Source organism: Sphingomonas chlorellae (assembly GCF_056485145.1).
This window is the reverse complement of record NZ_JBQXXM010000007.1, coordinates 1-21,922: the sequence shown is the minus strand read 5'-3', so window position 1 is coordinate 21,922 and position 21,922 is coordinate 1. Positions and strand designations below refer to the sequence as shown.

Sequence of the window (21,922 nt, the reverse complement as noted above, 5' to 3'; positions counted from 1 at the left end):
TGATGTCCAGCCGTCCGACGATCAAGGAGGTTTCGAAGATCGCGGGGGTCTCGTTCAAGACCGTCTCGCGAGTTCTCAACAACGAGAAGCACGTCAGCGAAGAAACGCGGCGGCGCGTCGAGGAAGTCGTCGCGCAGCTCAACTTTCGCCCGAGCCAGGCGGCGCGGACGCTGGCGGGGCGCCGATCCTATCAGGTCGCGTTGCTGTTCGACAATCCGAGCCCCTATTATGTCTATCACACGCAACTGGGTGCGCAGCAACGCTGTGGCGAGCAGGGATTTCGACTGCTGGTGCAGCCGGTCGACAGCCAGTCGCCCGACCTGGTCGCCAATGTCGCCGCGTTCATCGACGAGACGCGGCTCGACGGGCTGATCCTGTCGCCGCCCGTCACCGAAGTCGCCGAACTGCTCGACGAGCTGGACCGGCGCAAGATCCCGTATGTCCGGATCGCGCCGGGCATCCGCAAGGGGCAGGGGATGGCGGCGACGATCGACGACACCGCCGCCGCGCGCGAGATGACGCGCCACCTGATCGGGCTGGGCCATCGCCGCATCGCCTTCATCCGCAGCCCGGCGTCGCACGTTTCGGCGATCGGGCGCCTGGAAGGATATCGCGCCGAACTGGCCGCGCACGACATCGCGTTCGACCCCGATCTGGTGGTGACGGGCGATCACAGCTTCGATTCGGGCTGTGCCGCCGCGCGGACGCTGCTGACGCGCGATTCACGGCCGACCGCGATCTTTGCCGGCAACGATGACATGGCGGCGGGCGTGCTCGCGGTGGCGCACGAGATGGGCATCGCCGTGCCCGAACAGCTTTCGGTCGCGGGTTTCGACGATTCGGACCTGGCGCGCGCCGTGTGGCCGCCGCTGACGACGATGCGCCAGCCGGTGCGCGAACTCGCCTATGCCGCCGCGGAACGGCTGCTCGCCCAGCCGGCGGTGCCGACGGCGCAGGTGACGCTCGATCACGCGCTGGTGGTGCGCGAAAGCACGGGGCCGGCGCCGCAGGGCTGACGTATTCGGATTGCGGATCAACGGGCTGGGTGGAACGTCGCATGTCCCGCACGTCCCGTCGCTGGACAGCGGTTAACCATGCTTCGCGATGGTCCGAATCGTAAACAGGACGTTAACGTTCGTGCATGAACGCACGACTGGCCCTGGCGCGTCCTCCGCGCGCCCATCCGTTCCGCGTCCGCGTGAGGCGCGTGGTCCGCGACGCCCGCAGGGCACGCGAGGACAATGACCTGCGCCTGTTCGCGCTGAGCTTCACCGCCTTTTTCATCTGTTTCTATACCTTCATCGGCTGAACGCCGGTAAAGGCGAGGGCATTCGGGGACGCCGCCGCGCGCCGCGCCCGTCGTCGCGTCAGGGGATCGCGTCGAGCCCGTGCGGCTGCTTTTCGGCGCGATAGAGCCGCCAGGCGCACCAGGCCGAGGCGAGGCACTGCCCCACCACCACCCACATCGTGTCGGCGACGCTGATGCCGGGAATGTTGGTGATCGCGAAGATGCCCACCGAACCTGCCACCATCGCCCCCGAATTGACGATGTTGTTCGCCGCCACCGTGCGCGCCGTCTGCGATTTTTCGACCGTCGTGGTGAGGAAGGCATAGAGCGGCACGACGAACATGCCGCCGGTGATCGCGATCATCGTGAGCGCGAACAGGACGTGCCAGGCGGCGGGAAGCGCGATGAACGCGCCGGTGGCGAGCAGCGGCCCGTCATGGATCGGCCAGAAGCGCGCCGCGAAATGGAAGTCCACGACGAACACCGCCATCGCCAGCACCGAGGCGACCGCATAGCGTGCCGAGACATTGCCCTTGAGCAGCCGGTTGATGATGACCGAGCCGATCGCGATCCCGACCGAGAAGATGCCGAGGAACACGCTCGCCACGTCCTTCTGGGCGTGGAAGACGTTCTTGACCAGCGGCGGGAAGAGCACCGCGAGCACGGCCGCGATCGACCAGAACACGCTGATCGCGACGATCGCGAGATAGAGCCGGCGGATGTGCATCGTCGCCGCGACCAGCCGGTATGACGCGCGGAAGATATTGTAGTCGAGCTTGAGTTCGACCAGCGGCGGCGCGGGCGGGATGCGCAGCGAGGCGAGCCAGCCGGTCGCCGCGACGAGCACGACGCCGATCGCCGCGGCGTGCGGGCTGATGAGGCCGCCCGCGATCGTTCCGGCAAGGATGGCGATATAGGTCCCCGCCTCGATCATGCCGGTGCCGCCCAGCACCTCGCCCTCGTCGAGATGCTGGGGCAGGATCGCGTATTTGATCGGCCCGAAAAAGGTCGAATGGACGCCCATGCCGACAAGCGCGATCAGCATCAGGCCCAGGCTTTTGAGGAAGATGCCCGTCGCGCCGACGAGCATGATCGCCACCTCGGCCGCCTTGATGATGCGCATGATGCGCGCCTTGTCCTGGCTGTCCGCCAGTTGTCCGGCGAGTGCCGAAAAGAGGAAGAAGGGCAGGATGAAGATGCCGGTGGCGATCGCGCTGAAGCGGGTTTCGTCCTCGACGCTGTTGAAGATCTGATAGGTCGCGAAGAAGATCATCGCGTTCTTGAACAGATTGTCGTTGAACGCGCCCAGCGCCTGGGTGACGAACAGCGGCAGGAAACGGCGCTCCTTCAGCAACCCGAGCGCACCGATCATAGACTGTCTAACCCCAATTGCCGCGGGAGCCCCCGCCCGTTTGAGCGGCCGGCATAGCCGAGCGGCGGGGGCGGGGACAATGACGATTCGGCTTGCGGCCGGGGTTGCGGCGCCCGGCGGCGCCCGATCCGGCGAGCGCCGGCGCGCGGTTATCGGCCCGGATCAACGCGCTGCCCCTCCCGCAAAGGCGATCCGGGTGCTAGAGCGGCGCGATGCTGACGCTTCCCAACCTGCTCACGCTGTCGCGCATCCTGACGGTGCCGCTGCTCGTGGCGTTCCTGTGGTGGCCGCAATGGCCGGCGGGATATGCCATCGCCTTTGCCCTTTATTGCCTGATGGGCATTACCGATTATTTCGACGGCTATCTGGCGCGTGCGCAGGGCACGGTATCGAAGCTGGGCGTGTTCCTGGATCCGATCGCCGACAAGATCATGGTCGCGGCGGTGATCCTGATCCTGGTGGGAAAGGGCGTGATCGCCGACCTGCACGTCATCGCCGCGCTGGTGATCCTGCTTCGCGAGATCGCGGTATCGGGCCTGCGCGAGTTTCTGGGCGGCATCCAGGTGTCGGTGCCGGTGTCGCGGCTGGCCAAATGGAAGACGGCGCTGCAACTGGTGTCGCTGGGCCTGCTGATCCTGGCCGATGCGCTGCCGGGCTGGCCGTGGGTGCTCGGCGCCGGGCTGGCCGCGCTCTGGGGCGCGGCCGTGCTGACGCTCATCACCGGCTGGGACTATCTGCGCATCGGCCTGAAGCATATGGACAGCTGAACCTGCCCGGGGACGCGGCCGACCGCCGGTTCAGCGCGCGTCGGCCAGCACCTGGGCGAGCAGGCGGAAGTCGCGTTCGCGCGGGCTCGCCTTGCGCCAGACGAGCGCGATGTGGCGTGCGGCATTTTCGGCCTCGAGCGGCAGCGCGGTGACGTCGGTATTGTCGAGGATGCCCGCATCGACTGCCATTTGCGGCAGCATCGTCACGCCCAGGCCGTTGTCGACCATCTGGACCATCGTGTGGAGCGAGGTGCCCATCATCGCCGCCTCGGTGCGCAGCTCGGGACGGTTGCACGCCGCCAGCGCATGTTCCTTGAGGCAGTGCCCGTCCTCGAGCATCAGCAGCCGCGTCTCGTCGATCTCACGCGGGTGGACGACGTTGGTCGGCGACATCTCGCCGCGCCGGAACGCCACGAACAGCCGATCGTCGAACAGCGGCGCCGATTCGACCTCGCCACAGGCGAAGGGGAGCGCGAGCAGCACGCAATCGACGCGGCCGTTGTGCAGCCCTTCACAGGCGACGCCGCTCGTTTCCTCGCGCAGATAGAGTTTGAGGTCGGGATAGTCGTGCCGCAGCCGCGGCAGGATGCGCGGGAGCAGGAAGGGCGCGATGGTCGGAATGACGCTCATCCGCATCTCGCCCGACAGCGGCCGGCCGGCGGCGCGGGCGAGATCGCCCAGCTCGTCCGCCTCGCGCAGCACGCGGCGCGCCTTTTCGACGATCCGCTCGCCGAGCGGCGTGAACCGCACGACGCGGCGGGTCCGTTCGACCAGCACCACGCCGATCAGCGTTTCCAGTTCGCGGATCCCCGCCGACAGCGTCGACTGGGTGACGAAACAGGCATCGGCCGCCCGGCCGAAATGGCCGTGGTCGCGCAGCGCCACCAGATATTGAAGCTGCTTGAGCGTGGGCAGATAGGTCGCGGCCAGGCTGGGTCTCCTTGGATCGTCGGCCGCGCGGAGCGGCCGTTCGCGCATCCGATATAGATCGTCATGGCGGCGGGGCCAGTGACGTTACCGCCGCTGGCCCCGCCTGGGGGAACAGGTTCGCCGACGCCTGCGGGGATCAGGCCGCGACCTGCTCCGCCGTCTCGGGCTCCGCCACGGGCAGGCGGATCAGATAGTCGAACGCCGACAGGGCGGCGGTGGCACCGGCGCCGACCGCGATCACGATCTGCTTGAACGGCACCGTCGTCGCGTCGCCCGCGGCAAAGACACCCGGCACCGAGGTTTCGCCGCGCGCGTCGATCTCGATCTCGCCGCGCGGGGTGAGCGCCACCGTGTCCTTCAGCCATTCGGTGTTGGGCACCAGGCCGATCTGGACGAAGATGCCCTCGAGCGCGATCTCGTGAAGCGCATCGGTGGCGCGATCCTTGTAGACCAGCCCGGTCACCTTGTTGCCGTCGCCGCGCACCTCGGTCGTCAGTGCGCTGGTGATGACCGTCACGTTGGGCAGGCTGGCGAGCTTGCGCTGAAGGACCGCGTCGGCGCGCAACTGGCTGTCGAACTCGATCAGCGTGACCTGCGCCACGATGCCGGCGAGGTCGATCGCGGCCTCGACGCCCGAATTGCCGCCGCCGATCACCGCGACGCGCTTGCCCTTGAACAGCGGGCCGTCGCAGTGCGGGCAATAGGCCACGCCCTTGTTCCGATATTCATCCTCGCCCGGAACGTTCATCTGCCGCCAGCGCGCGCCGGTGGTCAGGATGACGGTGCGTGCGCGGAGCGCGGCGCCGTTGGCCAGCCGGACTTCGTGCAGCCCGCCCGGCGTCGCGGCCGGGATCAGCTTTTCGGCGCGCTGGAGGTTGAGGATGTCGACGTCATAGTCGCGGACATGCTGCTCCAGATTGGCGGCGAGCTTCGGCCCCTCGGTCTCGCGGACCGAGATGAAGTTCTCGATCGCCATCGTGTCGAGCACCTGCCCGCCGAAGCGTTCGGCGGCGATGCCGGTGCGGATGCCCTTGCGCGCCGCATAGATCGCGGCCGCGGCGCCGGCAGGACCGCCGCCGACGACGAGCACGTCGAAGGGCGCCTTTTTCGCGATCTTTGCCGCGGCACGCGCATCGGCGCCCGCATCGAGCTTGGCGACGATCTGTTCCAGCTCCATCCGGCCCTGGCCGAACGGTTCGCCGTTGAGGAACACGGTTGGCACCGCCATCACCTTGCGCGCCTCGACCTCGTCCTGGAACAGCGCGCCGTCGATCGCGACATGGTGGATGCGCGGGTTGAGCACCGCCATCAGGTTGAGCGCCTGAACGACGTCGGGGCAGTTCTGGCACGACAGCGAGAAATAGGTTTCGAACGAATAGTCGCCGTCGAGATCCTTGACCTGTTCGATCAGTTCCTGCGCGGCCTTCGACGGGTGGCCGCCGACCTGGAGCAGTGCCAGCACCAGGCTGGTGAATTCGTGGCCCATCGGAATGCCGGCGAAGCGCACGCCGATGTCGGTGCCGGCGCGGCGGATCATGAAGCTGGGCCGGCGCTTGTCGTCGTTCGCGGCGACGACGGTGATCTTGTCGGAAAGCGCCGCGATTTCGTTGAGCAGCTCACCCAGCTCGCGCGACTTGGCGTCGTCACCGAGCGAGGCGACAAGCTCGATCGGCTGCTTGATGTTGACCAGATAGGCCTTGAGCTGCTGCGTCAGATTGGCGTCGAGCATGGGAATGAAACTCCGTTGGATACAAAACGGCCCGGGGCGGCAGGTGCCACCCCGGGCCGCGTGCGACCCCAGGGGGCTGGGAGGTCAGATCTTGCCGACGAGGTCGAGCGACGGGGCGAGGGTCTTTTCACCTTCTTCCCACTTGGCCGGGCAGACCTCGCCCGGGTGCGCCGCGACATACTGCGCCGCCTTGATCTTGCGGAGCAGCTCCTGTGCGTTGCGGCCGACACCTTCCGAGGTGATTTCGACCAGCTGGATCACGCCTTCCGGATCGACGACGAAGGTGCCGCGGTCCGCCAGGCCCTGACCGGCGCGGAGGATGTCGAAGTTGTTGCTGATGACGTGGTTCTGGTCACCCAGCATGAAGAAGTTGATCTTGCCGATCGCGGGCGAGGTGTCGTGCCACGCCTTGTGGCTGAAATGCGTGTCGGTCGAGACGCTGTAGATTTCGACGCCCAGCTTCTGGAACTCGGCGTAGTGATCGGCGAGATCCTCGAGCTCGGTCGGGCAGACGAACGTGAAGTCGGCCGGGTAGAAGAAGAACACCGCCCACTTGCCCTTCACGTCCGCGTCGGTGACCTCGACGAACTTGCCTTCCTTGAAGGCCTGGGCGGTGAACGGCTTCAGCGTGGATCCGATAAGCGACATGGACAATCTCCGTCGTGTTGTGGGTGTGTGGCGTTGTTCCGGAGCCCGATATAGGCGGGGGCAAGCCGCTTGGGAAATTGGAAGGTCCGCTCTGTTTGATCGATCCAGTCAATCAGTACGGATCGTTTGATCGACATTGGCGCACAGTCCGGCGCCGGCTGGAAATGACCGCGGCCGCGCATTACATGTCGGCGTCAACAGGGAACCGGCCATGCTGCAGCGACTGATCTCCTATCTCGACTCGATCCGTGCGCGCGACCCGGCGCCGCGATCGCGGCTGGAGATCCTGTTGTATCCGGGGGTGTGGGCGCTGGGCTATCACCGGCTTGCACACGCCCTGTACCGCCGCGGCTGGTTCTTTGCCGCGCGCTTCATCAACCACTGGTCGCGCTGGATGACCGCGATCGATATCCATCCGGGCGCGACGATCGGGCGTAACTTCTTCATCGACCATGGTTTTGTCGTGATCGGCGAGACCGCGGAGATCGGCGACGACGTCACCATCTATCAGTGCGTCACGCTGGGCGGCACCAGCCCGGACAACGGCGTTGCGGGCAAGCGCCACCCGACGCTGGCCAACGGTGCGATCATCGGATCGGGCGCGCAGGTGCTGGGGCCGATCACCGTCGGCGAGCGTGCGCGCGTCGGCGCCAATGCGGTCGTGACGCGCGATGTGGCGCCGGGAGCGGTGATGGTGGGCATTCCGGCCAAGCCGACGCTGGTCGAGGCGGCGACGTATCAGCGCAGCTTCGTCCCCTATGGTACGCCGTGCAACGAGCTGTGCGACCCGTCGGGGCAGAAGCTGGAGGCGATGCGCGCCGAACTCGATGCGATGCGCGCCCGGCTCGACGCGCTGCTCGCCGAGCGCGAGGAACGGCGCGACCGCGCCTGATGGGTACCGTCACCCCGCTTCCCCTCAACAGCCGCCCCAGCCAGGTGGGGTTCGAACGGATCGAGCTGATGCGGATCCTGGACCTTTACGGCCGGATGGTCGCGGCGGGGCACTGGCGCGATTATGCGATCCAGCTCGGGCGCGATGCTGCGGTCTTCGCGGCGTTCCGGCGCGCGGCCGAACGGCCCGAGTTCCGCATCGAGAAGCGCCCCGCGCTGCGTAACCGCCAGGGGATGTGGGCGCTGGTCAACGAGAGCGGCGCGGTGCTCAAGCGCGGGCACGAACTGGGGCCGGTGCTGGCGCCGGTCGAGCGGCGGCTGCTGAAGCTCGTCGAGGAATAGGCCGGAAACGGGGCGGGCGGCGGCCCGCCCCGTCGGACATTCGGTGCCTCAGCGACCGCCGCGCTGGCGGCAGTGATCCTTGATCTTGCGCGAACAGAGCGGATAGACGCCCGCGTCGCCACCCGGCGTGCCCGGCTGGGCCGTCGGCGCAGGGGGCGGAGGCGGCGGCGGAGCGGGTTGGCTTTCGGGCGCGCCGGGCGGCGGGGCCGGGGGCGCCGGAAGCGGCGGCGCAGTGGTCGGCTGGGGCGATTGCGCGTCGGCCGGCGGCGGCGGCGGGGCGGGCTGATCCGGCCCGGGAGCCGGGGTTCCGGGCACCGGCGGGGCGGTGGGATCGGTCGGCGGCGGCGAGCCGCCGGGGGTGCCGGGATTGCCCGGCGGGACCGTCTGCGACTGGCCCGGAGCGGGCGTTTCCTGCGCGATCGCACCGCCGGCGGCGGTGGCGAGCAGGGCAACGAAAAGCAGTCTGCGCATGGCTTTCTCCTCTCAATGGCCCCCCGAAACGTGCCGTTGGGCGGCCGGCGCGCGCGAATCGACGCAATTTCGCGTCAGATCCCGCCGTTCACGCGCCGAAACCGCCCGTTCGGCGGATCATCGTGTCCGACCGCCTCGTCGTGCGTGCGAAGCCCGTTCCGTCCCCGATCCCGACTGGAGGCAGCCGTCGAACTGCCCCGGCTTGCAGCGCGGATAATGGTCGCGCGGCGGCGGCGGCGGAAACGCCTGCGACGGCGTCTGCGGATTGGGAACGAAGGTCACGGGCGCCCCCGGCGTCGGCGCGCCGTTGGGGAAGGCCGTGGCGGGCATATAGCCGCCCGGCGTCTGGACGACATTGCCCGCCGCGGGGGCAGGGGCAGGGGCGGGCGCGGGGGCCGGGGCCGGGGCCGGAGCCTGGGTCTGGGGCGGCTGGGACGGGGCGGCCGGGGCCGCCGCCTGGTCCTGCGCGATGCCCGTGGCGGCAGCCGCGAACGCGGCCGCGACGGCAAGAAGGTTCATCGCTGGCGATCTCCTGCAATGGAAAACGCGGGCGCAACGATTGCACCCGCGCCTTTCCAACGCCGAAACCGCGGCAGGTGTCCCGCCGCCGCCGATTTTCAGCCCGCCGCCGGTCGCGGCGTGCGGTCAGTTGCCCGAATCGAGCGCGTAGCCGGCCGAGCGCACCGTGCGGATGATGTCGGGCCGGTTGCCCTTGTTGATCGCCTTGCGCAGCCGCCGGATGTGCACGTCGACGGTGCGCGATTCGATGTCCGAATCATGCCCCCACACCGCGTCGAGCAGCCGTTCGCGCGAGAACACCCAGCCGGGATGTTCGAGGAAATGCTTGAGCAGGCGGAACTCGGTCGGCCCGAGCGCGACGACCTCGCCCCCGCGGCGCACCTTGTGCCCCACCGTGTCCATTTCGATGTCGGCATAGCTGAGCGCCTCGCCCGCCAGCGCGGGGCGCACGCGGCGGAGCACCGCGCCGACGCGTGCGACCAGCTCGCGCGGGGAAAAGGGCTTGGTCACATAATCGTCGGCGCCGGTTTCGAGCCCGCGCACGCGATCCTCCTCCTCGCCGCGCGCGGTGAGCATGATGATCGGGATGTTCGCGGTTTCGGGCATCCGCCGCAGCCGGCGGCACACCTCGATCCCCGAAAGCCCTTCGACCATCCAGTCGAGCAGCACGATGTCGGGCGTCGCCTCCTTGGCGAGCAGCAGCGCTTCCTCGCCGTCGGGGGTGTGCTTGACCTCATAATCCTCGCGCTTGAAGTGCCAGGTAACGAGTTCCGCGATCGCGGCATCGTCCTCGACCAGCAGCATCTTCACTCGAGCCATGGTGCGTCGTCCCTCAGTTGCCGGCCGTTTCGTCGGCCAGATAGCGGCCCGTGGCGGCGAAATAGACCATTTCGCCGACATTGGTGGCGTGATCGCCGATCCGTTCCAGATTCTTGGCGACGAACAGCAGGTGCGCGACCTGACTGACCGTGCGCGGATTTTCGACCATGAAGGTCACAAGCGTCCGGAAGATCGAATCGTAGAAATCGTCGAGCGCGGTGTCGCGTTCGATCACCCGCGCCGCCGCCTCGGCATCGCGCGCGCCGAACGCGTCGAGCACGTCATGGACCATGTCGCTGGCGAGCTGGGCCATCGCGGGGAGCACCGAGATCGCCTCGATCCGGTCCTCGCCCTCCGAATGGATCATCGGCACGCGCTTGGCGATGTTCTTGGCATAGTCGCCGATGCGTTCGACCACCGCGGCGATCTTGAGCGCGGCGATCACCTCGCGCAGATCGTCGGCCATCGGCGCGCGCAGCGCGATCACGCGGACGACGAGCCGTTCGAGCTCGCTCTCGATCGCGTCGATCTGCTTGTCCTTCTTGCGCACCGACTTGGCGAGCGTGGTGTCGCCGCGCTGGAGCGCCTGCATCGCGTCATGGATCGCCTGTTCGGCCAGCCCGCCCATCTGCGCGATCAGCGCGCGGATCTGGCCGATGTCCTGGTCGAAGGCCTTGACCGTATGTTCCTGTCCGCCAGCCATCAGCCGTACCTTCCGGTGATATAGTCCTTGGTGCGATCCTCGCGCGGGGCGGTGAAGATCGCGTCGGTATCGCCATATTCGACCAGTTGGCCGAGATGGAAGAAGGCGGTGCGCTGCGATACGCGTGCCGCCTGCTGCATGTTGTGCGTGACGATCACGATGGCATAGCGGCCGCGCAGTTCGTGGATCAGCTCCTCGATCTTGGCGGTGGCGATCGGGTCGAGCGCCGAGGCGGGCTCGTCCATCAGGATCACTTCCGGGTCGACCGCGATCGCGCGGGCGATGCACAGCCGCTGTTGCTGGCCGCCCGACAGCGCGGTGCCGCTGTCGCCCAGCCGGTCCTTGACCTCGTCCCACAGCCCGGCGCGGCGCAGCGAGCGTTCGACGATCACGTCGAGATCGGCGCGGCTGGCGGCGAGCCCGTGGATGCGCGGCCCATAGGCGACGTTTTCGTAGATCGACTTGGGGAAGGGATTGGGTTTCTGGAACACCATGCCGACGCGGGCGCGGAGCTGAACTACGTCCATGTCGTCGGAATAGATGTCCTCGCCGTCGAGCGTGATGTGCCCTTCGACGCGCGCATGGGCGATCGTGTCGTTCATGCGGTTGAGCGTGCGCAGGAAGGTCGACTTGCCGCAGCCCGACGGGCCGATGAACGCCGTCACCTTGTCCATGTCGACGTCGATCGACACGTCGCGCACCGCCTGTTTGGCGCCGTAGAACACGTTCACGCCGCGGGCGGACATTTTATGCGAAGCTTGCGACATCACCAGCGGGTCTCGAACCTGTTGCGAAGATAGATGGCCAGCCCGTTCATGGCGAGCAGGAAGACGAGCAGCACGAGGATCGCCGCGCTCGTCTTTTCGACGAAGCCGCGCGACACCTCGTCCGACCACAGGAAGATCTGGACCGGCAGCACCGTCGCGGGATCGGTGAAGCCCGACGGCGGCGTGACGATGAAGGCGCGCATCCCGATGAGCAGCAGCGGCGCGGTCTCGCCCAGCGCGCGCGCCATGCCGATGATCGTGCCGGTGAGGATGCCCGGCATTGCGAGCGGCAGGACGTGGTGGAACACGACCTGGATCGGGCTGGCGCCGATGCCGAGGGCTGCGTCGCGGATCGACGGCGGCACCGCCTTGATCGCGTTGCGGCTGGCGATCACGATCACCGGCATGATCATCAGCGCGAGCGTGACGCCGCCGACGAGCGGCGCCGAGCGCGGCAGCATCGGCCCGACGGTGACGCCGCCGATTTCCCAACTGCCGAGGAACACCGCGAGGCCGAGCAGGCCGAAGATGATCGAGGGGACGGCGGCGAGATTGTTGATCGACACCTCGATCAGGTCGGTCCAGCGGTTCCGCGCCGCATATTCCTCGAGATAGATCGCCGAGAGCACGCCGACGGGGAAGGCGATGAGGAAGGTGATCGCCATCGTCATCAGCGACCCCTTGAGCGCGCCCCAGATGCCGACCGCGACGGGATCGGTCGAATCCGAGCTGCGCAGGAAGTCGATGTCGAAATGGCGGGTGAGCCGGCCCTGATCGGCGAGCGTGCGCGCCGCCTGTTGCAGCGCCGCGTCGCCGCGGCCGGCGAGCGCCTGGTCGAGCGCGGTCGAGGCGGGGACGTTGAGCGTCACGCGCCGGTCGAGCATCGACGGATCGGCCTTGACCGCGTCGCGCACCGCCAGCCACGCGCTTTCGGCGACATAGCCGCCGCCCGGCGCGCCATAGGCGGCGACCGCGGCGTTGCTGACGACGTCGTCGAGCCCGGCACCCGCGAGCGCGAGGTTGGCGCCCGGCGTGCGGAGCTGTGCCCGTTCGACCTTGAGCGCGGCGGCGGGGAAGTCGATCGGCAGCGCGAGATCAGTGCGCGTGAAGCCGCGCCACCCCTGGGCCACCATGGTGACGAGCAGGAAGGCGAGGAACGCCGCCGACAGCACGACCGCGGCGAGGCCGAAGAACTGGAAGCGCCGTTCGGCCGCATAGCGCCGCCGGATGCGCTTCTGCATCGCCGCGCCCTTCCAGTCGGTGGGCGCGCGGGGAGCTTCGGGGTTATTCATAGGCCTCCCGATACTTCTTCACGACGCGCAGCGCGACGATGTTGAGCAGCAGCGTGATGACGAACAGCGTCAGCCCCAGCGCGAACGCGGCGAGCGTCTTGGGACTGTCGAACTCCGATTCGCCGGTGAGCAGGTCGACGATCTGCTTGGTGACGGTGGTGGCGCTTTCGAACGGGTTGAGCGAGATGCGCGCCGCGCCGCTGGCGGCCATCACGACGATCATCGTCTCGCCGATCGCGCGGCTGACCGCGAGCAGGATGCCCGCGACGACGCCCGGCAGCGCGGCGGGGATGAGCACGCGGCTGATCGTCTCGCTCTTGGTCGCGCCCATCGCCAGGCTGCCGTCGCGCATCGCGGTGGGGACCGCGGCGATCGAATCGTCGGCCATCGACGAGACGAAGGGGATGATCATCACCCCCATCACCAGCCCCGCCGCGAGCGCGCTTTCGGCCGAGGCATAGGGAAAGCCGAGCAGCACCGCGAGGTCGCGCACCGCCGGCGCGACGGTGAGCGCGGCGAAATAGCCGTAGACGACGGTGGGCACGCCCGCGAGGATTTCGAGGATCGGCTTCATCCAGCTGCGCACGTTGGGCGCGGCATATTGGGTGAGGTAGATCGCGCTCATCAGCCCGAACGGGATCGCGACGAGCATCGCGATCACCGCGCCGATGAAGAAGGTGCCCCAGAACAGCGGCACCGCGCCGAGCGAGCGGCCGGGCGCGGCGGGGTCGATCACCTGGGGGCTCCAGTGCGTGCCGAACAGGAACTGGGTGACGGGCACCTGATCGAAGAAGCGCAGCGATTCCCAGAGCAGCGACAGGAAGATGCCGAGCGTCGTCAGGATCGCGAGCAGCGAGGCGACGAGCAGCGCGAGCATCGCGGCGTTTTCGACCCGGTTGCGCGCGCGGAAGCCGGCGCTCGACCGGCTGTAGGCGAAGGCGAAGCCGGCAAAGGCGAGCAGCAGCGCGACGCCGGTGCCCATCCAGCCATAATGGCTGCGCGCGGCGCGGGTGGGGGCGACGAGCTGTTCGGCGACCGGATCGAACGCGGTGCGGCCGGGGGCGGCGGCGACGCGCGCGGCCTCGGCCAGCAGCGCGTCGCGTTCGAACGCGAACTGCGGGAGCTGTTGCGCGGCGGGATGCTGAAGCACGGTCTGGCGCACCAGCCCGGGGCTGATCGCGCTCCACGCCACGACGAACAGCAGCGCGGGCAGCACCGTCCACATCGCGACGTAGAAGCCGTGCTGCGCCGGGAGCGAGTGGAGCCGCTTGGCGGTGCCGCGATCGAAGCGGAGCGCGCGGGCGCGCGCGACGAGCCAGCCGATCAGGCCGAGCCCGACAAGGACGAAGAGCAGCGCGAAGGGGTTCATCGGCCGGCCCCCCTCAATGCAGCCCGCGCGGATCGAGCGCGATCCGCTGGGCGACGATCTGCGCCGAATGTGCGCGCACCGCGTCGGGCGCGGGGATCAGCCCGCGCTTGGCGAGGCGGCCGCCCGGCCCCCACATGCCCGTGTAGAGCGCGAGGAAGTCCGACAGGCCGGGGACCGCGCGCAGATGGCGTTTCTTGACATAGAGGAACAGCGGCCGCGCGCCCGGATAGCTGCCGCCCGCGATCGTCGCATAGCTGGGCGCCACGCCCTCGATCGGGACGCCGTGCAGCCGGTCCATATTTTCCTCGAGATACGAATAGCCGAACACGCCGAGCGCGTTGGGATTGGCGGCAAGCCCCTGGACGATCAGGTTATCGTTCTCGCCCTTGTCGATATAGGGGCCGTCGTCGCGGATGCGCTTGCAGCGATTGTCATAGGGGCCGGTCTGTGCCGCCGCCTTGAGCGCGTGCGCCTGGGGATCGGCCTCGGCACAGCCGGGTTCGATCACCAGCTCGACGAGCGCGTCGCGCGTGCCGCTGGTCGAGGGCGGGCCCATCACCTGGATCGGGATGGCGGGGAGCGCCGGATTGACGTCGGCCCAGGTGCGCGCGGTGTTGGGGCGGCCATAGGGGTTGGCGGCGAGCGCGAGGTAGAGATCCTTCTTGGTGAGCGCGAGACGCGGGCCGCGGTTCGATTCGGCGAGCGCGACGCCGTCGATGCCGATCTGGACCTCCATGATCTCGCCCACGCCGTTGCGTTCGCACAGCCGGTATTCGGATGCCTTGATCCGCCGGCTGGCGTTGGCGATGTCGGGATATTGCCAGCCGACGCCGTCGCAGAAGCGCTTGAGCCCCGCGCCGGTGCCGATCGATTCGACGACGGGCGCCTTGCGGTCGCCGCCCTGGTTGACGAACGCCTCGGCGACCGCGGTGGTGAAGGGATAGACCGTCGACGAGCCGACCACGCGGATCTCGCGCGCGGTGTTGCTGTCGCACGCGCTCAGTGCGAGCGCCGCAGCGGCCAATGCAAGCCAGCGGAAAATGCTACCCCCCGTACCGGAATCGAGTCGCACATGACGGTGCGCATGCTGCCTGTCTTGCAGCATGATGACGCCTTGATGACACATGGTTTCAGTCCAGGCTTTCGAGCGGGAGGAGCACCGAGACGGTCGACCCCTTGCCCACGATGCTGGTGATGTTGAGCCGGCCGCGATGGCGCTCGACGATGTGCTTGACGATCGCGAGGCCGAGCCCGGTGCCGCCGAGCGCGCGGCTGCGCCCCGAATCGACGCGGTAGAAGCGTTCGGTGAGCCGCGGCAGATGCTGGGGCGGGATGCCTTCGCCCTCGTCGGTGACGCTGAGGCGGACCATGCTCGTCCCTTCGGGTTCGAGCGCGATCGTGACGGGCGTGCCCTCGCGCCCATATTTCATCGCGTTGCCGATGACGTTGTGGAGCACCTGGCTGAGCTGTGTCGGATCGCCGCGGACGGGGCCGATATCGGCGATCTGGGTGACGAGATCGGCGGCGCGCGGATTGCCGCGCAGTTCGGCGCAGACCTCCTCGACCAGCTTGCCGAGCGCGACCGACTGGTCGGGTGCGCGGTATTTCTCTGCCTCGATCCGGCTGAGCGAGATGAGGTCGTCGATCAGCCGCTGCATCCGGCGCGCCTCGCCGAACATGATGCGCAGGAAGCGGTTGCGGATCTCGGCATCCTCGCCCGCATCGTCGCTGAGCGTTTCGATATAGCCGAGCAGCGAGGCGAGCGGGGTGCGCAGCTCGTGGCTGGCATTGGCGACGAAATCGACGCGCATCCGCTCGGCCGCGTAGTTGCCCGTGCGGTCGATGAGGTGGACGATGCGCCGCCCCTCGCCGACGGTGCGCACGCGCATCTCCCAGCGCTGGTCGCGCGTGCCGAGGCCGACGAGGTGGATCGGCGCCGAATCGGTGCCGTCGTCGGGATCGACGAGCCGTTCGGCGGCGGCGGGATGGCGGATCGCGACGCGGACGTCCTCGCCCAAAATGTGCCGGCCGAGCAGTTCGCGCGCGGGCGCGTTGGCGGCCTGGACGCGGTTGTCGGCGATGACGAGCACGGGCTCGGCAATCGCCTCGATAATGTCGGCAAAGGCGGGCGTGCCGCGACGTTCGTGCTGCGTCGCGGGCGGCACCGGCAGCGGCGAATCGGCCGCGCCGGCGGCGACGAGCACCGCCACCACGGCGCAGACGAGCACGACGAGCCCGGTCTGGAGATCGCCGCCGAGCACGAGCCCGGCGACCCCCGCGGCGAGCGCCGCGAGCAGGGCCAGGATCATGCGCGTGCCGGACAGGGAAGCCATGGCATCTCTCTAGGCACTGATTTACGATTGCGAAAGCCGCTGCTGCGCAACATGGGGGCAGGATGGAAGACGAAGGCCAGCGAGACGGCGCACCCGCGCCAAAGGCGACCCGCCGGGCATTGATGCTGGGCGCGGCGAGCGCGTCGGCGATCGTTTCGATCCGCCCCGCACTGGCGCAGACGAGCGTGTCGGTGATGAAGTGCGAGATCCCCGTTCCCGATCCTGGCCGCGCGGGCAGCTATATCGCCGCCGACGGATCGGTGGTGCCGGCGGGAACCCCCGGCGCCTATCCCCCCGCCGCGCAGCCGTTCAAGGGCGAGGACGTCAAGCGCGCGCTGGCGGGCGGCACGCTGCCCGGCGCCGATTTCGAGCGCAGCCGGGCGTACACCAACTATATCCGGCGGCTGCAGTCGGGGACCAGCGGCTTCACCTGCTTCGCCTCGCTCCAGATGCCGCGCGGCTGAAGGCGCGCGCGATGGCGGCCGCCGGCGGCGATCGGGCGCCCGACCGATATGCGGCAGCGCCGCCCGCGACGCTGCGCATCGAGCGGCTCGACGCGCTGACGGTGATCCATCACCGCCCGTCGGGGCTGACGCACCTGGTCGATTCGCCCGTTCCCGAGCTGATCGCGCTGATGCACGCCGCGGGCGCGCCGATGACGCTCGCCGCGCTGCTCGACGCGCTGGGCGCGGCGTTCGAGCTGGCCGATCCCGATCCGGCGGCGCTGGCGGTGCGGCTCGACGAACTGGTCGCGGCAGGACTGGTGGAGCGGCAATGCGCCATGTGACCGCGCTGCGCGTCGGGCCGGTGGGGTTCCGCGTCGGCAGCGACTGGCGGCGGCCGGTCGCCGAGGTTGCCGCGCTCTATCGCGACTATCCCGCGCCCGCCGATGGCATCCCCGATTTCAACGTCCACCTGTTCGCGGCGCGGCCGTGGCGGCGGTTCGTGCGCCCGTCGGTGCAGATCGGCGGCGACTTCGTCATCCCCGACGCGGCGCCGCTGCCGCTGGCGCAGGGGCTGCTCGCCGCCGAGATGGGGATGAACCTGCAGATGGCGCTGGGGCAGCGCCGCTGGCTGCTGATCCACGCCGCGACGGTGGCGCGCGACGGCGCGGCGCTGGTGATGACGGGCGCGTCGGGGGCGGGCAAGTCGACGCTGGCGGCGCTGCTGATGGGGCGCGGATGGCGGCTGATGGGCGACGAGTTCGCGCTGATCGACACCGCGACGGGTGCGGTCCACGCCTTTCCGCGCCCGATCAGCCTGAAGAACGCCGCGATCGACGTCGTCGCGGCGGCGATGCCGGGCGCCGCGTTCGGCCCGGTGCTGGCGGGCACGCCCAAGGGGACGATCCGCCACCTGGTCCCCGACGCCGCCTCGATCGCGGCGATGGACGTGCCCGCGCGCCCGCGGCTGATCCTGTTCCCCGCCTATGGCCACGCCCCCGCGACGCGCCCGGTCGCGCCGAGCGAGGCGTTCGTGCGGCTGACCCAGGCGTCGACCAATTTCGTCGCGCTGGGCGAGCGCGGGTTCGACGCGCTGACGCGGCTGGTGCGGACGGTGCCCGCGCAGGCGATCGATTATCCCGACACCGACCATGCGGTCGCGGCGGTGGAGGCGGCATGGGCCGCGGCATGACGCACGCGGCGCGCGCGGCGGCAGCGCGGCTGGTCGCGGCGCTGCGCGATCCGGCGTCGACGGCGACGCTCGATGCGGCGGAATGGACCGCGCTGATCGCGGTGGCGCGCGCCGAGCAACTGATCGGCACGCTGGCGTGGCGCGTGCGCGGGCTGGCCAAGCCCGGCGCGGCGGCGCGCATCCTCGACGACGCGATCGCATCGGCCGAGCAGGGGCGCCGCGTCGCGTTGTGGGAGGCCGAGATGGCGCGGCGGGCGCTGGCGCCGCTGGGGATCGCGCCGGTGCTGCTGAAAGGGACCGCGTTCGTCGCCGCGGGGCTGCGCGCGGGGCAGGGGCGCGTGATCGGCGACCTGGACATATTGGTGCCGCGCGACGCGATCGACGCGGTCGAGCAGGCGCTGATCGCGGCGGGGTGGGAATGGGTGAAGCCCGACCCCTATGACGACGCCTATTACCGGCAATGGATGCACGAGCTGCCGCCGCTGATCCACCGCGACCGCGACCGGATGATCGACGTCCACCACACGATCCTGCCGCTGACCGCGCGCATCCGCCCCGACGCGGCGGCGCTGCTGGCCGACAGCGTCGCGCTGGGCGCGGGCGGGCTGCGCGTGCTGTCGGGCGACGACATGCTGTGCCACGCCGCCGCGCACCTGATCGCCGACGGCGACCTGGCGGGCGGGTTGCGCAACCTGTGGGACATCCACTGCCTGGCGGGCGAGCACGGCACCGCGACGCTGGCAGCGCGCGCCGAGCGGCACGGGCTGGGCGAGGCGGTGGCGCGCGCGATGCGGCTGGCACACGGGCTTTACGGCACCGCGGTGCCCGCGCGGTGGCAGCGCGCGACGGCGAGCGACCGGCTGTTCGTGCGGCGGCTGCTGGCGCGCGACGACTGGGGACGGCCGACGCGACGGCTGACGCGGCTGGGCTTTTTCGTGCGGTCGCACGCGCTGCGGATGCCGCCCGCGATGCTGGCGCGGCACCTGTTCATCAAATGGCGCAAGGGCCACCGCCCCTGACGCGCGGCCGCGCTCAGCCGGCGCCGCCCAGCCGGACGAGCGCGGGGAGCAGCGCGGCATAATCGTCGATCACGGCATCGGCGCCGAGCGTCGCGACCGGCCGGTCCGAATAGCCGAAGCCGACGAGCACCGCGGGCACCCCCGCCGCGCGCGCCGCCTGCGCATCGAACACCGAATCGCCGACAAAGGCCGCGCGACCGCCGCCGAGCGCGGCGATCATCGCCAGGATCGGATCGGGCGCCGGCTTGGCGCGGCCGGGACCGAGCGTGTCGCCGCCGAGCACCAGATCGAAGCGCGGCGCGAGCCCCATCGCCTCGACCAGCCGTACCGCGAGCGCATGCGGCTTGTTGGTCACGATCGCCAGCCGCACGCCGTGCGCCGCCAGCGCATCGAGTGCGGCGACCATGCCGGGATAGGGCGTGGTGGCATCGGCGATATGCGCGCCATAGCGTTCGAGAAAATCGGGATAGAGCCGGTCGGCGAGCGCCGCATCGCCGCCGCCGGTCGCGTCGAGCGCGCGGGCGAGCATCTGGCGCGAGCCGCCGCCGATCAGCCGCCGCACGACGGCAAGGTCGAGCGCGGGCCGCCCCGCGCCGACAAGGACATGGTTGAGCGCGGCGGCCAGATCGCCGAGCGTGTCGAGCAGCGTGCCGTCGAGATCGAAGCCGATCATCGCGAACGGAAAGGGGCGGGCGGGGGCGGTCATGCCTCCCTGTTGGGGCGAAGCGGGGCGTACTGGCAAGCGTGCGCCTGGCAAGCGTGCGCGCGCGGCGTGCGGGCGGTGTCGGCAGCACTGGCGTTGGCGGGCGTTCGGTGGCAGGGAGGCGCGATTGGGCCTGCCGCGCGACCGTCGCGGCCTGTTGGGAAGCAATCTAAAGTGTCCAGACCTCCCGTCGCAGCGATCATCCTTGCCGCCGGCAAGGGCACGCGCATGAAATCCGATACGCACAAGGTGCTCCATCCGCTCGCCGGGCGGCCGATGCTGCTCCACCTGATCGAGAGCGTCGCCGGGCTGAAGCCCGCGCGGACGATCGTGGTGGTCGGTGCCGGACGCGAACAGGTCGAGGCGGCGGTGGCGCCGCTGGGCGCCGAGACGGTGCACCAGGCCGAACAGCTCGGCACCGGCCATGCCGTGCGCCAGGCCGAGGCGGCGCTGGCGGGCTTCGACGGCGACGTGCTGATCCTGTACGGCGACGTGCCGCTGGTGCGCAGCGAGACGATGCACCACATGCTCGACCGGCTGCACGGCGACGACGCCCCCGCGGCGGTGGTGCTGGGGTTCCGCCCCGCCGATCCCGGCGCCTATGGCCGCGTGATCGCCGACGGCGACGGCCGCATCGCGCGGATGGTCGAATACAAGGACGCCACCCCCGACGAGCGCGCGGTCACGCTGTGCAATTCGGGGCTGATGGCGGTGCGCGGCGCCGACCTGTTCGCGCTGCTCGCGCGCGTCGGCAACGACAATGCGGCGGGCGAATATTATCTGCCCGATATCGTGATGCTGGCGACCGCCGACGGCCGCCACGCCGCGGTGATCGAGACCGACGCGCACGAGGTGACGGGGGTGAACAGCCGCGCCGAACTCGCCGCGCTGGAGGCCGAATGGCAGCAGGCGCGGCGCGCGCGGGCGATGGCCGACGGCGCGACGCTGATCGCGCCCGAGACGGTGTGGTTCGCGCACGACACGGTGCTGGGCCGCGACGTGACGATCGAGCCCAACGTGTTCTTCGGCCCCGGCGTGACCGTGGGCGACGGCGTGGCGATCCGCGCGTTCAGCCATATCGAGGGCGCGCGCATCGATGCCGGCGCGACGGTGGGGCCGTTCGCGCGGCTGCGCCCCGGCGCGGTGATGGAGGCGGGCAGCCATGTCGGCAATTTCGTCGAGCTGAAAAAGGCGACGCTGGGCGCGGGCGCCAAGGCGAACCACCTGACCTATCTGGGCGATGCGACGGTGGGCGCGGGCGCCAATGTCGGCGCGGGGACGATCACGTGCAACTATGACGGCTTTCTGAAGCATCAGACGGTGATCGGCGCGGGCGCGTTCATCGGGTCGAACAGCGCGCTGGTGGCGCCGGTGACGATCGGCGACGGCGCGCTGGTTGCGGCCGGATCGGTCATCACGCACGACGTCGAGCCCGATGCGCTGGCGCTTGCCCGCGGCAAGCAGGGCACCGTTCCCGGCTGGGCGGCGGCATTCCGCGAGCGGATGCGCGCGCGCAAGGCGGCCAAATGAGCGGGCGTTACGCGGGCAAGCCGTTCCTCGAACTGCTCGACGCCTATGTGCTCGACGCGATCGGGGCGCTCGACGCCGCGACCGACGCGGCGCTGACCGCGCGCGAGGACGAGTTCGCCCGGCTGTTCGGGCGGGCCGGGCCGTGGCGCGCGCTGGTGGTGGCGCGGATGCAGTTCCCGGCGGGAATGGCGGGCGCGATCCGCGAGCTGTGGGACAAGGGCGCGGCACGGTTCCGCGCGGCGCAGGGGCAGGCGCCCGATCCGGTCGAATTCACGCGAACCTTTGTGGACACGCATTTCCCGCATTGAGGTGCGCGGGCGCCGGGCGACGATTCAAGGCGGGCGAGGAAGCTGGGCCCCGGCTCGGGGCCGGGGCGACGGGGGCTTTGTGCGGTTCGGGTGGTGGGCGGCCGGGTTGCGGGTTCGGGGCTGTGGCGGCGGGCGGCCGTTCGGGGCGGGCTAGGAAGCTGGGCCCCGGCTCAGGGCCGGGGCGACGGGGTTTTTGTGCGGTTCGGGTGGTGCGTGGCCGCGCTTCGGGGTCGGGGCTGGGGCGGCGGGCGGCCGTTCGGGGCGGACTAGGAAGCTGGGCCCCGGCTCGGGGCCGGGGCGACGGGTTTTTGTGTGGTTCGGGTGGTGGAGTGGCCGGGTTCCGGGTTCGGGGTTGGGGCGTCGGGCGGCCGTTCGGGGCGGAGCGAGGAAGCTGGGCCCCGGCTCAGGGCCGGGGCGACGGGGTTTTTGTGCGGTTCGGGTGGTGGAGTGGCCGGGTTCCGGTTCGGGGCGGGGGCGGAGGGGGTGT

The 21,922-nt window shown here is 69.9% G+C and carries 25 protein-coding genes; 11 read left to right on the top strand and 14 right to left on the bottom strand.

Annotated features, from left to right (window positions below; all coding sequences use genetic code 11):
- Nucleotides 1-2 precede the first annotated feature (2 nt).
- The gene (locus tag ACT3CF_RS16175) at nt 3-1,016 is read left to right on the top strand and encodes a LacI family DNA-binding transcriptional regulator (RefSeq protein WP_478424516.1); all 1,014 of its coding nucleotides are present in this window, start codon (nt 3-5) and stop codon (nt 1,014-1,016) included.
- Nucleotides 1,017-1,141: 125 nt separating this feature from the next.
- Nucleotides 1,142-1,309, top strand: a complete 168-nt coding sequence (locus ACT3CF_RS16170) for a hypothetical protein (protein ID WP_478424514.1) — start codon at nt 1,142-1,144, stop codon at nt 1,307-1,309.
- Between the two features lie 58 nt (nt 1,310-1,367).
- Here the strand turns inward: ACT3CF_RS16170 and ACT3CF_RS16165 are convergent, their stop codons facing one another.
- Entirely contained in the window at nt 1,368-2,660 is a 1,293-nt protein-coding gene (locus tag ACT3CF_RS16165; RefSeq protein ID WP_478424513.1) for an MFS transporter, read from the bottom strand.
- Between the two features lie 212 nt (nt 2,661-2,872).
- On the opposite strand from ACT3CF_RS16165, the gene pgsA reads away from it, so the two are divergent.
- Complete coding sequence (gene pgsA, locus ACT3CF_RS16160) at nt 2,873-3,427, top strand: CDP-diacylglycerol--glycerol-3-phosphate 3-phosphatidyltransferase (RefSeq protein WP_478424511.1); 555 nt, start codon at nt 2,873-2,875, stop codon at nt 3,425-3,427.
- Between the two features lie 30 nt (nt 3,428-3,457).
- Here the strand turns inward: pgsA and ACT3CF_RS16155 are convergent, their stop codons facing one another.
- The 3 genes from ACT3CF_RS16155 to ahpC form a co-directional block, all read right to left on the bottom strand.
- Complete coding sequence (locus tag ACT3CF_RS16155; RefSeq protein WP_478424510.1) at nt 3,458-4,405, bottom strand: hydrogen peroxide-inducible genes activator; 948 nt, start codon at nt 4,403-4,405, stop codon at nt 3,458-3,460.
- 88 nt (nt 4,406-4,493) lie between these two features.
- Entirely contained in the window at nt 4,494-6,086 is a 1,593-nt protein-coding gene (gene ahpF, locus ACT3CF_RS16150; RefSeq protein WP_478424509.1) for an alkyl hydroperoxide reductase subunit F, read from the bottom strand.
- An 84-nt stretch (nt 6,087-6,170) separates the two neighbouring features.
- A complete protein-coding gene (gene ahpC, locus ACT3CF_RS16145) occupies nt 6,171-6,734 on the bottom strand; it encodes an alkyl hydroperoxide reductase subunit C (protein WP_478424507.1) in 564 nt (187 codons plus the stop codon).
- Nucleotides 6,735-6,945: 211 nt separating this feature from the next.
- Here ahpC and epsC point away from each other — a divergent pair, with 211 nt between their 5' ends.
- The gene (gene epsC, locus ACT3CF_RS16140; RefSeq protein WP_478424505.1) at nt 6,946-7,626 is read left to right on the top strand and encodes a serine O-acetyltransferase EpsC; all 681 of its coding nucleotides are present in this window, start codon (nt 6,946-6,948) and stop codon (nt 7,624-7,626) included.
- Complete coding sequence (locus ACT3CF_RS16135) at nt 7,626-7,967, top strand: DUF2794 domain-containing protein (RefSeq protein ID WP_478424503.1); 342 nt, start codon at nt 7,626-7,628, stop codon at nt 7,965-7,967. Before epsC ends, ACT3CF_RS16135 begins: the two co-directional genes overlap by 1 nt.
- Before the next feature lie 48 nt (nt 7,968-8,015).
- Here ACT3CF_RS16135 and ACT3CF_RS16130 read toward each other — a convergent pair whose 3' ends face one another.
- From ACT3CF_RS16130 to ACT3CF_RS16090, 9 genes are all read right to left on the bottom strand, one after another.
- Nucleotides 8,016-8,438, bottom strand: coding sequence for a hypothetical protein (locus ACT3CF_RS16130; protein WP_478424502.1), 423 nt, complete (start codon nt 8,436-8,438; stop codon nt 8,016-8,018).
- 117 nt (nt 8,439-8,555) lie between these two features.
- The gene (locus tag ACT3CF_RS16125; protein ID WP_478424500.1) at nt 8,556-8,957 is read right to left on the bottom strand and encodes a hypothetical protein; all 402 of its coding nucleotides are present in this window, start codon (nt 8,955-8,957) and stop codon (nt 8,556-8,558) included.
- A gap of 126 nt (nt 8,958-9,083) precedes the next feature.
- The gene (gene phoB, locus ACT3CF_RS16120; protein ID WP_478424498.1) at nt 9,084-9,776 is read right to left on the bottom strand and encodes a phosphate regulon transcriptional regulator PhoB; all 693 of its coding nucleotides are present in this window, start codon (nt 9,774-9,776) and stop codon (nt 9,084-9,086) included.
- 13 nt (nt 9,777-9,789) lie between these two features.
- Entirely contained in the window at nt 9,790-10,479 is a 690-nt protein-coding gene (gene phoU / locus ACT3CF_RS16115; RefSeq protein WP_478424496.1) for a phosphate signaling complex protein PhoU, read from the bottom strand.
- Nucleotides 10,479-11,246, bottom strand: a complete 768-nt coding sequence (gene pstB, locus ACT3CF_RS16110; RefSeq protein WP_478424494.1) for a phosphate ABC transporter ATP-binding protein PstB — start codon at nt 11,244-11,246, stop codon at nt 10,479-10,481. Before pstB ends, phoU begins: the two co-directional genes overlap by 1 nt.
- Entirely contained in the window at nt 11,246-12,538 is a 1,293-nt protein-coding gene (gene pstA / locus ACT3CF_RS16105) for a phosphate ABC transporter permease PstA (protein WP_478424493.1), read from the bottom strand. The genes pstB and pstA overlap by 1 nt, the downstream gene beginning before the upstream one ends.
- Nucleotides 12,531-13,907, bottom strand: coding sequence for a phosphate ABC transporter permease subunit PstC (gene pstC, locus ACT3CF_RS16100; RefSeq protein WP_478424491.1), 1,377 nt, complete (start codon nt 13,905-13,907; stop codon nt 12,531-12,533). The genes pstA and pstC overlap by 8 nt, the downstream gene beginning before the upstream one ends.
- A gap of 13 nt (nt 13,908-13,920) precedes the next feature.
- On the bottom strand, nt 13,921-15,012 hold the full coding sequence (locus ACT3CF_RS16095) for a substrate-binding domain-containing protein (protein ID WP_478424489.1): 1,092 nt from the start codon (nt 15,010-15,012) through the stop codon (nt 13,921-13,923).
- A 25-nt stretch (nt 15,013-15,037) separates the two neighbouring features.
- Nucleotides 15,038-16,240: an ATP-binding protein gene (locus ACT3CF_RS16090; RefSeq protein ID WP_478424487.1), complete on the bottom strand. Its 1,203-nt coding sequence runs from the start codon at nt 16,238-16,240 to the stop codon at nt 15,038-15,040.
- 62 nt (nt 16,241-16,302) lie between these two features.
- Here ACT3CF_RS16090 and ACT3CF_RS16085 point away from each other — a divergent pair, with 62 nt between their 5' ends.
- From ACT3CF_RS16085 to ACT3CF_RS16070, 4 genes are read left to right on the top strand one after another with little or no spacing between them, the layout of a single operon-like run.
- Entirely contained in the window at nt 16,303-16,704 is a 402-nt protein-coding gene (locus ACT3CF_RS16085; protein ID WP_478424486.1) for a hypothetical protein, read from the top strand.
- A gap of 11 nt (nt 16,705-16,715) precedes the next feature.
- Nucleotides 16,716-17,027 (top strand): HPr-rel-A system PqqD family peptide chaperone, encoded by a 312-nt coding sequence (locus tag ACT3CF_RS16080; RefSeq protein WP_478424484.1) that lies wholly within the window; start codon nt 16,716-16,718, stop codon nt 17,025-17,027.
- The gene (locus ACT3CF_RS16075) at nt 17,015-17,875 is read left to right on the top strand and encodes an HprK-related kinase A (RefSeq protein ID WP_478424483.1); all 861 of its coding nucleotides are present in this window, start codon (nt 17,015-17,017) and stop codon (nt 17,873-17,875) included. Before ACT3CF_RS16080 ends, ACT3CF_RS16075 begins: the two co-directional genes overlap by 13 nt.
- Nucleotides 17,860-18,894: a nucleotidyltransferase domain-containing protein gene (locus tag ACT3CF_RS16070; RefSeq protein WP_478424482.1), complete on the top strand. Its 1,035-nt coding sequence runs from the start codon at nt 17,860-17,862 to the stop codon at nt 18,892-18,894. Before ACT3CF_RS16075 ends, ACT3CF_RS16070 begins: the two co-directional genes overlap by 16 nt.
- Nucleotides 18,895-18,907: 13 nt before the next feature.
- On the opposite strand, the gene ACT3CF_RS16065 is transcribed toward ACT3CF_RS16070, so the two are convergent.
- Nucleotides 18,908-19,600, bottom strand: coding sequence for an HAD-IA family hydrolase (locus ACT3CF_RS16065; RefSeq protein WP_478424480.1), 693 nt, complete (start codon nt 19,598-19,600; stop codon nt 18,908-18,910).
- 171 nt (nt 19,601-19,771) lie between these two features.
- Here ACT3CF_RS16065 and glmU point away from each other — a divergent pair, with 171 nt between their 5' ends.
- Both glmU and ACT3CF_RS16055 read left to right on the top strand, forming a co-directional pair.
- Nucleotides 19,772-21,127: a bifunctional UDP-N-acetylglucosamine diphosphorylase/glucosamine-1-phosphate N-acetyltransferase GlmU gene (gene glmU / locus ACT3CF_RS16060; RefSeq protein ID WP_478424478.1), complete on the top strand. Its 1,356-nt coding sequence runs from the start codon at nt 19,772-19,774 to the stop codon at nt 21,125-21,127.
- Nucleotides 21,124-21,435, top strand: coding sequence for a hypothetical protein (locus tag ACT3CF_RS16055; protein ID WP_478424476.1), 312 nt, complete (start codon nt 21,124-21,126; stop codon nt 21,433-21,435). The genes glmU and ACT3CF_RS16055 overlap by 4 nt, the downstream gene beginning before the upstream one ends.
- Nucleotides 21,436-21,922: the final 487 nt, after the last annotated feature.

What these genes read in the sequence shown, in the direction of transcription:
- ACT3CF_RS16080 (WP_478424484.1), top strand. Translation starts at nt 16,716, where the DNA reads ATGGCGGCCGCCGGCGGCGATCGGGCGCCCGACCGATATGCGGCAGCG.
- phoU (WP_478424496.1), bottom strand. Translation starts at nt 10,479, where the DNA reads ATGGCTGGCGGACAGGAACATACGGTCAAGGCCTTCGACCAGGACATC.
- pstB (WP_478424494.1), bottom strand. Translation starts at nt 11,246, where the DNA reads ATGTCGCAAGCTTCGCATAAAATGTCCGCCCGCGGCGTGAACGTGTTC.
- ACT3CF_RS16175 (WP_478424516.1), top strand. Translation starts at nt 3, where the DNA reads ATGTCCAGCCGTCCGACGATCAAGGAGGTTTCGAAGATCGCGGGGGTC.
- epsC (WP_478424505.1), top strand. Translation starts at nt 6,946, where the DNA reads ATGCTGCAGCGACTGATCTCCTATCTCGACTCGATCCGTGCGCGCGAC.
- pgsA (WP_478424511.1), top strand. Translation starts at nt 2,873, where the DNA reads ATGCTGACGCTTCCCAACCTGCTCACGCTGTCGCGCATCCTGACGGTG.
- ACT3CF_RS16085 (WP_478424486.1), top strand. Translation starts at nt 16,303, where the DNA reads ATGGAAGACGAAGGCCAGCGAGACGGCGCACCCGCGCCAAAGGCGACC.
- ACT3CF_RS16095 (WP_478424489.1), bottom strand. Translation starts at nt 15,012, where the DNA reads ATGCTGCAAGACAGGCAGCATGCGCACCGTCATGTGCGACTCGATTCC.
- phoB (WP_478424498.1), bottom strand. Translation starts at nt 9,776, where the DNA reads ATGGCTCGAGTGAAGATGCTGCTGGTCGAGGACGATGCCGCGATCGCG.
- ahpC (WP_478424507.1), bottom strand. Translation starts at nt 6,734, where the DNA reads ATGTCGCTTATCGGATCCACGCTGAAGCCGTTCACCGCCCAGGCCTTC.
- ACT3CF_RS16125 (WP_478424500.1), bottom strand. Translation starts at nt 8,957, where the DNA reads ATGAACCTTCTTGCCGTCGCGGCCGCGTTCGCGGCTGCCGCCACGGGC.
- ACT3CF_RS16155 (WP_478424510.1), bottom strand. Translation starts at nt 4,405, where the DNA reads ATGCGCGAACGGCCGCTCCGCGCGGCCGACGATCCAAGGAGACCCAGC.
- ACT3CF_RS16130 (WP_478424502.1), bottom strand. Translation starts at nt 8,438, where the DNA reads ATGCGCAGACTGCTTTTCGTTGCCCTGCTCGCCACCGCCGCCGGCGGT.
- ACT3CF_RS16165 (WP_478424513.1), bottom strand. Translation starts at nt 2,660, where the DNA reads ATGATCGGTGCGCTCGGGTTGCTGAAGGAGCGCCGTTTCCTGCCGCTG.
- ahpF (WP_478424509.1), bottom strand. Translation starts at nt 6,086, where the DNA reads ATGCTCGACGCCAATCTGACGCAGCAGCTCAAGGCCTATCTGGTCAAC.
- ACT3CF_RS16055 (WP_478424476.1), top strand. Translation starts at nt 21,124, where the DNA reads ATGAGCGGGCGTTACGCGGGCAAGCCGTTCCTCGAACTGCTCGACGCC.
- ACT3CF_RS16070 (WP_478424482.1), top strand. Translation starts at nt 17,860, where the DNA reads ATGGGCCGCGGCATGACGCACGCGGCGCGCGCGGCGGCAGCGCGGCTG.
- pstA (WP_478424493.1), bottom strand. Translation starts at nt 12,538, where the DNA reads ATGAATAACCCCGAAGCTCCCCGCGCGCCCACCGACTGGAAGGGCGCG.
- ACT3CF_RS16170 (WP_478424514.1), top strand. Translation starts at nt 1,142, where the DNA reads ATGAACGCACGACTGGCCCTGGCGCGTCCTCCGCGCGCCCATCCGTTC.
- ACT3CF_RS16075 (WP_478424483.1), top strand. Translation starts at nt 17,015, where the DNA reads ATGCGCCATGTGACCGCGCTGCGCGTCGGGCCGGTGGGGTTCCGCGTC.
- pstC (WP_478424491.1), bottom strand. Translation starts at nt 13,907, where the DNA reads ATGAACCCCTTCGCGCTGCTCTTCGTCCTTGTCGGGCTCGGCCTGATC.
- ACT3CF_RS16065 (WP_478424480.1), bottom strand. Translation starts at nt 19,600, where the DNA reads ATGACCGCCCCCGCCCGCCCCTTTCCGTTCGCGATGATCGGCTTCGAT.
- ACT3CF_RS16090 (WP_478424487.1), bottom strand. Translation starts at nt 16,240, where the DNA reads ATGGCTTCCCTGTCCGGCACGCGCATGATCCTGGCCCTGCTCGCGGCG.
- ACT3CF_RS16135 (WP_478424503.1), top strand. Translation starts at nt 7,626, where the DNA reads ATGGGTACCGTCACCCCGCTTCCCCTCAACAGCCGCCCCAGCCAGGTG.